We start from the raw sequence: 12,701 nt of genomic DNA, 5'->3' as shown, positions 1-12,701 counted from the left end.
GCGTATCCCCCACGCGGGTCAGGCCTGTTGTTCTGCTCCCCTCCCTGGAAGGGAGGGGTTGGGGGTGGGTCAGCTTCCGCGCGTCCGAACCGTCATGGCTCAATTGGGGCAACCCACCCCCCGGCCCCTCCCTTTCAGGGAGGGGGGAAGTCTTGGCGCTCGCCCGGTCGAGTTCTGGTACGCCACGAACTTGGCAGCTCGTCAGACCAACTTAGCGCTTATCGTCCTCATGCAGCGCCCTCGGGTTGCCAGAGTTCGATCGGGTTGCCTTCCGGATCGTGGATGCGGGCGAAACGGCCGAAGCCGGGCATGTCCCACTCGGGATTGGTGATCACCGCAATCCCGGCCGCGCGGAGCGTCGCGATCAGGCCGTCGAGGTCGTCGACGCGTAGATTGAGCATCCAGGGCCGATCTGTGGGGAAATAGTCGGCATCAACGGCAAACGGCGCGAAGACGCTGGGGCCTGCCTGCGTCTCCCACGATCCATAGGGCACCGAGCCGACACCGAGGTGCTCGACATACCAGGCACGTATCGCCTCCGGGTCCTTTGCCCGGAAGAAGAAGCCGCCGATCCCGGTCACGCCCATAGCCGCCCCCTGATGTCACCCCGCCAAAGCCGAGGCGATGATAGCAGACGGGGCATGGCGACACAGCCGACAGACCGGTCCGTTTCGGTTGCTCCATGGCATCGGGTATCCAGGCTACTCCCGGCACAGCGCCGGTAAGCAGCCTTGGACGTGACGCCGGTCCCAGCTTGTCAGGGCCTAGTAGGCGCGGCCGATCAGGATTCGTTCCACCGCGGGTTCGCCGGTAAAGATGCACGCACCGTCGTCACATCCGGTTTGCCCCATCGGCGCATTGCGGATCGTGAGTTTCAGCGCCTTCAACCGCTCGACCACCTTGTCGAGCACCGCGCCGGTCGGCTTCGACCAGCGGACGTCGACCCAGCCGGGGTTCTTCACGCCGTCGGCAAAATGCTCCTCGACCGCGGCGAAGTCGTTGGCGGGGACGATGTTGCCCTTCACGCGGTTCATCGATTCGACGTGGAGCGTTGCCTGCACTTCGGCCAGCATCCCCGAGACGTCGCTCACGAACGCGTCGCGCGGCGTGGCGATGCTGTCGAGCTTGCCGTCCTCGCGGTAGAGGCGATCGCGGCGGATCACGGTGACGTTACCGCCGGCCATGTCGCGGCCGCCGACCTCTATCACGATCGGGGCGCCCTTCTTGACCCAGCCCCAGCGCTTGGTCGCGGCCTTGGCGGGCTTGAGGTCGAGCAACGCACGGATCGGCTCGCCGAGCGCGGACTGCTTGGCCAGTTCGGCCTGAAGCGACTTGCAGTATTCGACGATCGCCGCGTCCTCGGGGACGTCGCGCAGCATCGGCACGATCACGACCTGCCACGGCGCGATCATCGGCGGCACGCGCAGGCCGTCGTCGTCGCCGTGGACCATGATGACCGCGCCGATCATCCGCGTCGACACGCCCCAGCTGGTGGTGTTGCACAGCTCGAACTCGCCGCCCGCATTCTGGAAGCGGATGTTCTGAGCCGACGCGAAATTGGTGCCGAGGAAGTGCGAGGTGCCCGCCTGCAGCGCCTTGCCGTCCTGCATCATCGCCTCGATCGAATAGGTCGCGACGGCGCCGGGGAAGCGCTCGTTCTCGGGCTTCTCGCCGGCGATGACGTGGACGCCGAGGCACTCCTCCGCGAAATCACGATAGACTTCGAGCATCTTGAGCGTCTCGTCGCGCGCTTCTTGCGGCGTGGCGTGCGCGGTGTGGCCCTCCTGCCAGAGGAACTCGCTGGTGCGCAGGAACATGCGGGTGCGCATTTCCCAGCGGACGACGTTGGCCCATTGGTTGATCAGGACGGGCAAGTCGCGCCACGACTGGACCCAGCGCGCGAACGCGGCGCCGATGACCATCTCGGAGGTTGGGCGGACGACGAGCGGCTCCTCGAGCTTCGCGTCGGGATCGGGGATCAGGCGACCATAGCCATCGGCCTTGAGGCGGTGGTGCGTGACCACGGCCATTTCCTTGGCAAACCCGTCGACGTGCTCGGCCTCCTTCTCGAAGTAGGAGAGCGGGATGAAGAGCGGGAAATAGCAATTCTCGTGCCCGGTCGCCTTGATCCGGTCGTCGAGCAGGCGTTGAATGCGCTCCCAGATGCCATAGCCCCACGGGCGGATGACCATGCAGCCGCGGACGCCGGATTCCTCGGCGAGATCGGCCTCGGAGATGACGGCCTGGTACCAGGCGGAGAAATCCGCCTCGCGGGTGACGGGGAGTGCGCGCTTTATCATGGGGGAGCGGATAGCGGGTGCGCGGGGGTTCGTCACGTGTGAGTTGCGGGGTGGCGACGCGGCAGTGGTTTGCGTAGGGATCCCCCATGCCCACCGACCGCATCCTTCCCGCCATCGGCATGCGGTTGCTGTCGGTCGTGATCTTCGCGCTGATGAACACCGCGATCAAGCTCGCCGAGAGGCATGGCGCGAGCGTGTCGGAGATCCTGTTCTTTCGCCAGTTTGGCGCGTGTTTGCTGGTGTCGGCGGTGATCGTCGCGGGGCCGGGTCTGCCTTCTGTCGCGACGAAGCGGTTGCCGGCGCATGTTGTGCGGGCGATCGTCGGGCTGTCGGCGATGGCATTTACCTTCAACGGGATCGTCGCGTTGCCGCTGGCGGAGGCGACGACGATCGGGTTCACGGTGCCGGTGTTCGCGACGATCCTGGGGGCGCTGGTGTTGCGCGAACCGACCGGGTGGCACCGCTGGGCGGCGGTCGCGACCGGGTTTGCGGGCGTGTTGATCGTCGCGCAACCGGGTGGGGAACACTTTCCGCTATGGGGTGCGGGGTGTGCGCTGGCGGGAGCATTCGGGACGGCGAGCGTGTCGATCCTGTTGCGGCAGATCGGCAAGACGGAGAGTGCGCTGACGACGGTGTTCTGGTTCTCGGCGCTGTCGTTGATCCCGCTGTCGGTATTCTACGGGCGGGCGGCGCAGTCGCATGATCTGGTCGCGTGGGTGTGTCTGGCGAGTGTCGGGATATTCGGCGGGCTGGCGCAGATCGCGATGACGACGTCGTTGCGGCTCGGGCCGGTGTCGGTGGTGGTGCCGATGGATTATTCGAGCTTGCTATGGGCGACGTTGCTGGGGTGGCTGGTGTTCGACACCTTGCCGGCGGAGGCGACCTGGGCCGGGGCGCCGGTTATCGTGGCGAGCGGGTCGTATATCGTGTGGCGCGAGCATGTGCGGCGGCGGGAAGAGACTGAGCAGGCGATTGCTTGAAGGCGCCCCCTCGATCCTCCCCCGCAAGGGGGAGGTGTCGCCGAAGGTGACGGAGGGGGAGGACACGCAACAAAGGTTGCCCTTTCCTCCCCCTCCGTCTGGCAAAGGGCCAGCCACCTCCCCCTTGCGGGGGAGGATCGTACGGTAGCGGCGGGTTAGCGGACGCGTGCGGTTTCGAGCATCCGCTTGGCGCGGAGGTACATTTCGATGCGTTGGGTCGTGAACAGGCCTAGCGCCAACGCGACCAGCATGTCGGTGATGGCGAAGGCGTCGAGGTGGAGGGCATGGCCGTCGCCGATCACGGCGCGCGCGCCGGTTCGGACTGCGACGATCGCGACGATGAACAGCACCGCTGCCGGGGACGACGTTGTGTTGAGTGCGTGGCTGTCGGGATCGATCGTGATCCGCATGAGCTTGCCGCGTTGCCAGCCTAGTGCTGCGCCCATGACCAAGGCCAGCGCGCAGAACAGCCAGGCGAGGCCGTGTGGCGGGTACATCGTGAACATGTAGAGTGCGACGGCGGCGTAGAGCGTGGGGAAAATCCAGAGGCGTTCGAGCTTTAGAGGTTTCACCACGCTCATGCGGCGCCAGCGGACCGCGAAGACTATGCCGATGACGACCGCGGTGATCGCGTAGCTGATCCAGCCTTGTGCTTCGTGCGCCTGCATTGCGTCCCCCACGCGATCACCTTCAGTTGGTGTAGCATGGCAGCAATACAGCCGAGGTAAAAGAGGCGGCGACACATTTGCACTGCCACCCCGGCGGAGGCCGGGGCCCAATTGGAGAGGTGGCAATAACGATACGCCGCCATCCCTCAGCAGCGTCGCCCAATTGGACCCCGGCCTTCGCCGGGGTGGTATTGTTCTTCGGGTGCAAGCGTCACGCCCCGAAGATCACCTGCTTCCCTTACTCCGCCGCCTGCGCCAGCGGGGCCGGGTCCTTCCAGACCAGCACCGGTTTGCGCGCTGCAAGCGTTTCGTCCAGGCGCGCGCGGGGGGCGAAATGGGGGGCGGTCTTGAGGCTGGGGTCGCTCGCTTTCGCGCGTTCGGCGACCGAGCGGAGCGCGGCGATGAACTGGTCGAGTGCCGCCTTCGATTCGGTCTCGGTCGGCTCGACCAGCATCGCGCCGTGGACGACGAGCGGGAAATACATCGTCATCGGGTGGAAGCCCTCGTCGATCAGGCCCTTGGCGATGTCGATCGTCGAGAAGCCGGCGGCGAGACCCGAGTCCGAGAACAGCGCCTCGTGCATGCACGGACCCGAGGGGCCGAACGGTGCGTCGAGCGTGTCGTCGAGGCTACGCAGGATGTAGTTCGCGTTGAGTACCGCGTCCTCGGACACCTGGCGCAGACCGTCCGCGCCGTGGCTGAGGATGTAGGTCAGCGCGCGCGTGAACATACCCATCTGGCCGTGGAACGCGACCATGCGGCCGAAGCTGCCGGCGTGATGCTCGTCGGCATTTTCTTCCTCGATCAGGACGAATTGGTCGCCCTGCCTCTCGACGAAGGGGAGCGGTGCGTAGGGGGTCAAAGCTTCCGAGAACACCACCGGACCCGAGCCCGGACCGCCGCCGCCGTGGGGCGTCGAGAAGGTCTTGTGCAAATTGATGTGCATCGCGTCGATGCCGAGATCGCCTGGGCGAACCCGCCCGACGATCGCGTTGAAGTTCGCGCCGTCGCAATAGACGAAGCCGCCCGCCGCGTGCACCGCGTCGGAGATCTCGCGCATGTCGCGCTCGAACAGGCCGCAGGTGTTGGGGTTGGTGATCATCACGCCGGCGACGTCGGGGCCGAGCCGGGCCTTCAGCGCAGCGGTGTCGACGCGGCCTTCGGCGGTGGCGGGGATGTCCTCGACGCTATAGCCGGCGAAGGCTGCGGTGGCGGGGTTGGTGCCGTGCGCGCTCTCGGGGACGAGAATGATCTTCCGCGCGCCTTCGCCCTTGGCTTCGAGTGCGGCGCGGATCGCGAGGATGCCGCAGAGTTCGCCGTGCGCGCCGGCCTTGGGGCTCATCGCGACCGAAGTCATGCCGGTGAGCGTTACGAGCCAGTGTGCGAGCTGGTGGATGACTTCGAGTGCGCCCTGCACCGTGTCGACCGGCTGGAGCGGGTGGACGTCGGAGAAGCCGGGCAGCCGCGCCATCTTCTCGTTGAGGCGCGGGTTGTGCTTCATCGTGCAACTGCCGAGCGGGAAGAAGCCGAGGTCGATGCCGTAGTTCTGGCGCGAGAGGCGCGTGTAGTGGCGGACGGTTTCTGGCTCGGAGAGACCGGGGAGGCCGATGGGTGCGGTGCGGAGCAACTCGCCTAGCTTGTTTTCCTGCGAACGCAGGAATCCAGGGTCACGCGCGGCGTCCTCGGAACCCTGGGCTCCTGCGTTCGCAGGAGAACGGTAACCGTCGAAATCTACGCCGGTGGTGTGGGTGTCACCGATCTCGAAGATCAGTGCTTCTTCCAGCATCAGGGCCTTGTTACCAGTAATGCTCGCGGGCACGCTGCCGGTGTTCGCCTCGGGCGAGGTCGGGCGCCAGCCACTCTGGTTGATGCTCATGCCAGTATCTCCTGGAGTGCGGTGGCTAGCGTTTCGACGTCCTCCGCGGTGGTCGTTTCCGTCACGGCGACGACAAGGCCGTTCGCGAGAGCGTCCTTGCCGGGGTACAAGCGGCCGAGCGAGACGCCGGCGAGGATGCCGCGATCGGCCAGGGTACGGACTACCGGGCGAGCTTCGGTCGGGAGTTTCAGGGTGAACTCGTTGAAGAAGGTGTCGTTGACCAGCTCTACGCCGGGGATCTGCGACAGGCGTTCGGCGGCAGCGACCGCGCCGGCGTGGTTCACTTCCGCCAGCTGACGAAGGCCGGCTTCTCCGAGCAGCGTCATGTGGATCGAGAAGGCCAGCGCGCAGAGGCCGGAATTGGTGCAGATGTTCGACGTCGCCTTTTCGCGGCGGATGTGCTGCTCGCGGGTCGACAGCGTGAGGACGAAACCGCGACGGCCATCGGCGTCGACGGTCTCGCCGCAGAGGCGACCGGGCATCTGGCGGACGTATTTGTCCTTGCAGCCGAACAGGCCGACATAAGGCCCCCCGAACTGCAGGCCGACGCCGAGCGACTGGCCTTCGCCGACGACGATGTCCGCATCCATCTCGCCGGGCGAGGTGATCGCGCCAAGCGCGACCGGCTCGGTGACGACGGCGATCAGCAGCGCCTTCTTGGCGTGGCAGGCGTCGGCGAGCGGGCGCAGGTCGGCGATGCGGCCGAGGATGTCGGGGTATTGGACGACGACGCACGACGTATCGTCGTCGATCTTCGCGATCAGCTGGTCGAGGTCCATGTCGGCGACCAGTTCGGGCGCGGTCGTGTCGAGCGCGTCGCCGGTGAACTTGGCCATCGTGTTGGCGACCGAGACGTAATGCGGGTGGAGGCCCGACGACAGGATCGCACGCCCACGCTTGGTGATGCGGCGCGCCATCACGATCGCTTCCCAGCACGCGGTCGAGCCGTCGTACATCGAGGCGTTGGCGACGTCGGTGCCGAGCAGCCGCGCGACCTGCGTCTGGAACTCGAACAGCATCTGCAGCGTACCCTGCGCGATCTCAGGCTGGTACGGCGTGTAGGCGGTGAGGAACTCGCCGCGCTGGATCAGGTGATCAACCGAGGCGGGAACGTGATGCTTGTACGCGCCGCAGCCGAGGAAGAACGGCGCTTCGCCGGCGGTGAGGTTCTTCTTGGCGAGCGCCGACATGTGGCGTTCGACCGCCATTTCGGAGGCGTGCATCGGCAGGTCGCGGACCGGGCCGTCGAGGCGCGCGGCTTCGGGGACGTCGACGAAGAGGTCGTCGATGGTCGAGGCGCCAATGACGGCGAGCATCGCCTCGCGGTCGGGCTGGGTCAGGGGAAGGTAGCGCATTCTAGTCTCCTCCCCTCCCGTTCACGGGAGGGGTCGGGGGAGGGAATGAGACGGGGAACGACTGTACCAGCCCCTCCCCCGACCCCTCCCGCAAGCGGGAGGGGAGCAGTTAGATTACAGCCCTTCGACGAACGTCGCGTAGGCGGCTTCGTCCATCAGGCTGTCGAGTTCGCTCGGGTCGCTAAGCGTCAGCTTGAAGAACCAGCCAGCCGCTTCGGCGTCAGAGTTCACCAGGCTAGAGTCGTCGGTCAACGCCGCGTTGCCCTCGGTGACGGTGCCCGAGACCGGCGAATACACGTCGGAGGCGGCCTTGACCGACTCGACGACCGCGGCTTCGTCGCCCTTGCTCAGCGTCTTGCCGGCTTCGGGGACGTCGACGAACACGACGTCGCCGAGCTGGCTCTGCGCGTATTCCGAGATGCCGACGGTGCCGACATCACCGTCGACGTCGACCCATTCATGATCCTGCGTGAAGTAACGGCTCATATCACTTGGCTCCTGCGCGGACGTAGCGGTGGGGAATGAAGGGCATCGCGGTGACGGTGGCGGTGTGGACCTTGCCGCGTTGCGCGATTTCGATGCGGGTGCCGGGCGTCGACAGCGCGAGCGGCACATAGGCCATCGCGATCGGCTTCCCGAGCGTGGGCGCGAAACCACCGCTGGTGAGGCGGCCGATCGTCGCGCCGGTATCGTCGATCACTTCGGCACCTTCGCGCGCGGGCTGGCGGCCCTCGACGATCAGGCCGACGCGCTTGGTGGCGGGGCCGTGCTCGCGCTGGGTGAGGATGCGCTCGGCACCGGGGAAGTCGGCGGCTTCGCGGCGGCGCTTCGACAGCGCGAAACCGAGGTCGGCCATGACCGGCGTGATCTCGGGATCGAGGTCGTGGCCGTAGAGCGGCAGGCCGGCTTCGAGACGCAACGAGTCGCGCGCGCCGAGGCCGATCGGCTTGATCTCCGGAAGCGCGAGCAAGGCGTCGGCGAACGCGACGGCGTGTTCGGCGGGGAGCGAGATCTCGACGCCGTCCTCGCCGGTGTAGCCCGAGCGGCTGATCCAGAGCGGGACGTCGTTCCAGTGGAACGCCCCGGCGGTCATGAACACGAGGCCGTCGACACCGGGGACGATCCGCGCGACTGCCTCGACCGCTTTCGGGCCCTGCACTGCAAGCAATGCCTGGTCTTCGAGAATGTTGATCGTGACGTCGTCGGGGAGATGCTCGATCAGGTAGCTGACGTCGTCATACTTGGTCGCGCCGTTGACGACGACGTAGAAGCTGCCGCTCGCAGTCGGAGACGGGTGGAGCGGGTCGTACGCCTCGGGCTCGACGTCCTGCGCGGAGAATGGCGAAGGCTGATCATCGGGCAGGCGCGTGGCCATCAGGTCGTCGAGGATGCCGCCGTCCTGTGCGAGCAGCAGCGAATAGCGCATCTTGCCCTCGCTCAAGCCCGCGATGTCGCCCGGCAGGACGGTTTCGAGCGCGTGCGCGACGCCTTCACCGGAGAAGACGAGCTGGCCCATGTGGCTGACGTCGAACAGGCCGGCCGAGTCGCGCGTCCAGGCGTGTTCGGCCATGATGCCGTCATACTGGATCGGCATCTCGTAGCCGGCGAACTCGACCATCCGCGCGCCCTGTGCGCGGTGCCACGCGTCGAGCGGCAACGGCAGGATCTCGGGCTCGACGTAGTCGTCTGCCTGGTCGATGATGCTCGCGAAATCGCGCTGTTCTGGGTCGCTCATGTCGGTCTCCGTCGAAGGGGCGCGCGGCACCAAACGGTGCAACGATCCAAACCCCCTCTGTCACGGGACCTGAGAGCTTTCACGCCGGAGATGTCCAGCGCTTACCCCTTCGGTGGCCCTCGACGCGAACGTCAGGACGCTTTCCAGAGTGTCGATCAGCCTCGCGCGGTCTCTGGTACCTGAGAGATTCCGGGGTGGTTGCTCCTTCGGCGGTTCCTTTGGCCCTTGAAGGACCGGAAACGCTCTCCCGCGCGGTGCCATGCCGGTTGCCCGACATCGACGGCGCGAGTTGTGACGCGGCGCACAATCTTAGTCAATCGGGGGTTTGGGATTCGAGGAGAAAACGCCTGCTCGACCTGAGAAGAAGACACCACCCCGGCGGAGGCCGGGGCCCAATTGGAAAGGTCGCCGTAACGGAGGACTATCCGTCGTTACTACCGTCCCCCAATTGGGCCCCGGCCTTCGCCGGGGTGGTATACCGGTGTTAGGTTTGCTCTTCAGATGCGAAGCCGATTACTCGACCGTCACGCTCTTCGCCAGATTTCGCGGCTGGTCGACGTCCGTGCCCTTCAGTACCGCGACGTGATACGCGAGCAGCTGCACCGGTACTGCGTACACCAAAGGCGCGATCAGCGGGTGGACCTTGGGCATGGTGATCGTCGCCATGCAGCCTTCGCCGGCCGCCTGGATGCCGTCGTAATCCGAGATCAGCACGACCTTGCCGCCGCGGGCCATGACTTCCTGCATGTTGCTGACGGTCTTGTCGAACAGCGGGCCCGAGGGCGCGATGACGATGACCGGCACATGCTCGTCGATCAGTGCGATCGGGCCGTGTTTCATCTCGCCGGCGGCATAGCCCTCGGCGTGGATGTAGCTGATTTCCTTCAACTTCAGCGCGCCCTCGAGCGCCAGCGGGTAATCGGTGCCGCGGCCGAGATACAGCACGTCGCGCGCGCCGGCGATCTTGTGCGCCATCGCCTCGATCGCCTCGTCATACGCCAGCGCGCCGTTGAGCGCGGCGGGCGCCTCGGCGAGGTGGCGGACGATCTCGCGCTCCTGGTCCTTGCTCAGCAGACCCTTGGCATGCGCCAGATTGGCCGCGAGTGCCGCAAGAACCGCCAACTGGCAGGTAAACGCCTTGGTCGATGCCACGCCGATTTCAGGCCCCGCATGGGTCGGCAACAGAAGGTCGGCCTCGCGCGCCATCGTGCTGGTCGGCACGTTGACGACGACCGCGATCTTCTGGCCCTCGGCCTTGGCGTGGCGCAGCGCCGCGAGCGTGTCCGCGGTCTCGCCCGACTGCGAGATGAAGAGAGCAAGTCCGCCCTCCTCCATCACCGGCTCTCGGTAGCGGAATTCAGACGCAACATCGAGGTCGACGGGGACGCGCGCGAACTGTTCGAACCAGTATTTGGCGACCATGCCCGCGTAGAAGCTCGTCCCGCACGCTACGATGGTAACGCGCTTGATCGTCGAGAGGTCGAACTCGGGGATCGGCAGCGTGATCTCGCCTTCCATCCGCTTCAGATACGAGCGCAGCGTCTGTGCGACGACGATCGGTTGCTCGTAGATTTCCTTCAGCATGTAATGCTTGTGGTTGCCCTTCGAAATCACCTCGCCGGTGATCCCTGAGAGCGTGATCGCGCGCTCGACCGGCGTGTTCTCGCGGTCATAGACCTGTGCGCCGTCGCGGGTCAGCACGACCCAGTCGCCCTCGTCGAGATACGCGATCCGCTGCGTCAACGGCGCGAGCGCCAGCGCGTCGGAGCCGAGGTACATCTCGCCCTCGCCGTAGCCGACGACCAAGGGCGAGCCGAGACGCGCACCGATCAGAAGGTCGGGATGCTGGCGGAACAGGATCGCGAGCGCGAACGCACCGTGCAGGCGGGGCAGCACGTCGCGGACGGCGGCGATCGGGTCCATACCCGCCTCGATCTTCTCGCTGACGAGATGCGCGACGACTTCGGTGTCGGTTTCGCTGGTGAACGTCCGGCCGCGCGCGATCAGTTCGTCGCGCAGCGGCTTGAAGTTCTCGATGATGCCGTTGTGGACCACCGCGACCTCGCCGGTGGCGTGCGGGTGCGCGTTGTTGGTGGTCGGGCCGCCATGCGTCGCCCAGCGGGTATGCGCGATGCCGGTCTTGCCGGGCAGCGGATGCGCGGCGAGTTCGTTGGCGAGATTGACCAGCTTGCCCGACGCGCGACGCCGCTCGATCGCGCCGTCATTGTCGGTGGCGATGCCCGCCGAATCATAGCCCCGATATTCAAGCCGCTTCAGGCCGTCGAGCAAACGGCCGGCAACGTCTTCGCCGCTCAAAATTCCAACGATGCCGCACATTTACATCTTACTCCGTGGAAACTTACTTGACCGCCTTACGCGCCAACATCTTTTCGCGAAAGCGCTTGGCCCAGCCGGGCTTCGCCACCTGAGGCGGACGAACCAGCGCTAGCGCATCGGTCTCGACGTCCTGCGTGACGACCGATCCCGCGGCGACGATCGCGCCTGCGCCGATCGTGACGGGCGCGACCAAAGCCGAGTTCGAACCAATGAATGCGCCTTCGCCGATTACCGTGCGGTATTTGAAATAGCCGTCGTAGTTGCAGGTAATGGTGCCCGCGCCGATGTTCGCGCCCGCCCCGATATCCGCGTCACCGATATAGGTGAGGTGGCTCACCTTCGCGCCTTCGCCGATGATCGCCTTCTTTACCTCGACAAAGTTGCCGACCTTGGCATCCGCGTGGAGTTCCGCGCCGGGGCGGAGGCGGGCGAACGGGCCGACGTTCGCGCCCTTGCCGACCGAGGCGCCCTCGACGTGGCTGAACGCGTGGATCGTCGCGCCGTCAGCAACGCGGGTGCCGGGGCCGAAGACGACGTTGGGTTCGATCACGACGTCGCGACCGAGCTGCGTGTCGTGCGAGAACCAGACGGTGTCGGGGGCGATCAACGTCGCACCGTCCACCATCGCCTGCGCGCGTCGCGTTGCCTGCCATGCGCCTTCGACGCTGGCGAGTTCGCCGCGGCTGTTGACGCCGGCTACCTCGTCCGCGCCGGTTTCGATGACGGCGGACGAGCGACCGGCGACTGCGGCAAGCTCGACGATATCGGTGAGATAATATTCGCCTGCCGCGTTGTCGTTGCCGAGCCGGTCGAGCAGCGAGAACAGGTCGGTCGAGTGCACCGCCATCAGTCCGGAATTGCACAGCGTCACCGCGCGTTCCGCCTCCGACGCGTCCTTATACTCGACGATCCGGTCCATCCGGCCCGCGGCGTCGGCGATGACGCGACCATAGGCGCCGGGCTCTGTCGGGCGAAAGCCGAGCACGACGACGGCGGGCGTGTCTTCGGCGTGCAACCGGTCGATCATCCGCTGCATCGTCGTGGTCGTGACCAACGGTACATCGCCGTAGAGGATCAGGACGTCGCCCTCGAACCCGGCCAGCGCCTCGCGGGCCTGCGCAACCGCGTGACCGGTGCCCAGTTGCTCCGCCTGGAGCGCAGTGGCGATCCCAAGCGGCGCCACCGCCGCTTCAACCTGTTCACGCCCTGCCCCCGTCACGACGACGGTCTTCGCCGGCTGCAACGCCGCCGCGCTTGCGACGAGATGCAGCAGCATCGGCCGCCCGGCGATCGGGTGAAGCACCTTGTGAAGATCGGATTTCATCCGCGTCCCCTTGCCGGCGGCAAGGATCACGACTGCGATGGGGTGGGCCGGAATCGGTTGGTCGATGGAATGCGTCGTCATGGAAGGATCGCTGCCACGAAAGCCTTGCCAATTCCATAGTCTCGC

The 12,701-nt window shown here is 66.2% G+C and carries 10 protein-coding genes and 2 riboswitches; of the genes, 1 reads left to right on the top strand and 9 read right to left on the bottom strand.

Translation table 11 applies throughout. From position 1 onward, the window contains the following. Positions 1-227: 227 nt before the first annotated feature. The gene (locus ASE82_RS00235) at positions 228-587 is read right to left on the bottom strand and encodes a VOC family protein (protein WP_056057352.1); all 360 of its coding nucleotides are present in this window, start codon (positions 585-587) and stop codon (positions 228-230) included. Between the two features lie 177 nt (positions 588-764). Then, on the bottom strand, positions 765-2,300 hold the full coding sequence (locus ASE82_RS00230) for an aminoacyl--tRNA ligase-related protein (RefSeq protein ID WP_056057349.1): 1,536 nt from the start codon (positions 2,298-2,300) through the stop codon (positions 765-767). 86 nt (positions 2,301-2,386) lie between these two features. Between ASE82_RS00230 and ASE82_RS00225 the strand changes: the two genes are divergently transcribed. Continuing rightward, positions 2,387-3,280: a DMT family transporter gene (locus tag ASE82_RS00225; protein WP_056057347.1), complete on the top strand. Its 894-nt coding sequence runs from the start codon at positions 2,387-2,389 to the stop codon at positions 3,278-3,280. Between the two features lie 155 nt (positions 3,281-3,435). Here the strand turns inward: ASE82_RS00225 and ASE82_RS00220 are convergent, their stop codons facing one another. The 7 genes from ASE82_RS00220 to glmU form a co-directional block, all read right to left on the bottom strand. Next, entirely contained in the window at positions 3,436-3,960 is a 525-nt protein-coding gene (locus tag ASE82_RS00220; protein WP_235524307.1) for a CcdC protein domain-containing protein, read from the bottom strand. Between the two features lie 226 nt (positions 3,961-4,186). Continuing rightward, positions 4,187-5,824: an aminomethyl-transferring glycine dehydrogenase subunit GcvPB gene (gene gcvPB, locus ASE82_RS00215; RefSeq protein WP_056057341.1), complete on the bottom strand. Its 1,638-nt coding sequence runs from the start codon at positions 5,822-5,824 to the stop codon at positions 4,187-4,189. After that, positions 5,821-7,179, bottom strand: coding sequence for an aminomethyl-transferring glycine dehydrogenase subunit GcvPA (gcvPA, locus tag ASE82_RS00210; RefSeq protein ID WP_056057339.1), 1,359 nt, complete (start codon positions 7,177-7,179; stop codon positions 5,821-5,823). The genes gcvPB and gcvPA overlap by 4 nt, the downstream gene beginning before the upstream one ends. A 114-nt stretch (positions 7,180-7,293) precedes the next feature. After that, positions 7,294-7,665, bottom strand: coding sequence for a glycine cleavage system protein GcvH (gcvH, locus tag ASE82_RS00205; protein WP_056057335.1), 372 nt, complete (start codon positions 7,663-7,665; stop codon positions 7,294-7,296). Between the two features lies 1 nt (position 7,666). After that, positions 7,667-8,914, bottom strand: coding sequence for a glycine cleavage system aminomethyltransferase GcvT (gcvT, locus tag ASE82_RS00200; protein ID WP_082440931.1), 1,248 nt, complete (start codon positions 8,912-8,914; stop codon positions 7,667-7,669). Between the two features lie 47 nt (positions 8,915-8,961). Then, positions 8,962-9,070: riboswitch (glycine riboswitch) on the bottom strand. Continuing rightward, a riboswitch (glycine riboswitch) is annotated at positions 9,071-9,174 on the bottom strand. It abuts the riboswitch before it with no gap. A gap of 253 nt (positions 9,175-9,427) precedes the next feature. Beyond that, entirely contained in the window at positions 9,428-11,251 is a 1,824-nt protein-coding gene (gene glmS, locus ASE82_RS00195) for a glutamine--fructose-6-phosphate transaminase (isomerizing) (RefSeq protein WP_056057333.1), read from the bottom strand. A gap of 22 nt (positions 11,252-11,273) precedes the next feature. Further along, positions 11,274-12,656 carry a bifunctional UDP-N-acetylglucosamine diphosphorylase/glucosamine-1-phosphate N-acetyltransferase GlmU gene (gene glmU / locus ASE82_RS00190; protein ID WP_056057331.1) on the bottom strand — a complete coding sequence of 461 codons (1,383 nt, stop codon included), beginning with the start codon at positions 12,654-12,656 and terminating at the stop codon, positions 11,274-11,276. Positions 12,657-12,701: the final 45 nt, after the last annotated feature.

It is taken from the genome of Sphingomonas sp. Leaf230 (genome assembly GCF_001421745.1).
In the GTDB taxonomy this organism is placed as follows: domain Bacteria; phylum Pseudomonadota; class Alphaproteobacteria; order Sphingomonadales; family Sphingomonadaceae; genus Sphingomonas.
The sequence above is the reverse complement of the archived record's forward strand: the minus strand, read 5'-3'. Positions and strand labels throughout refer to the sequence as shown.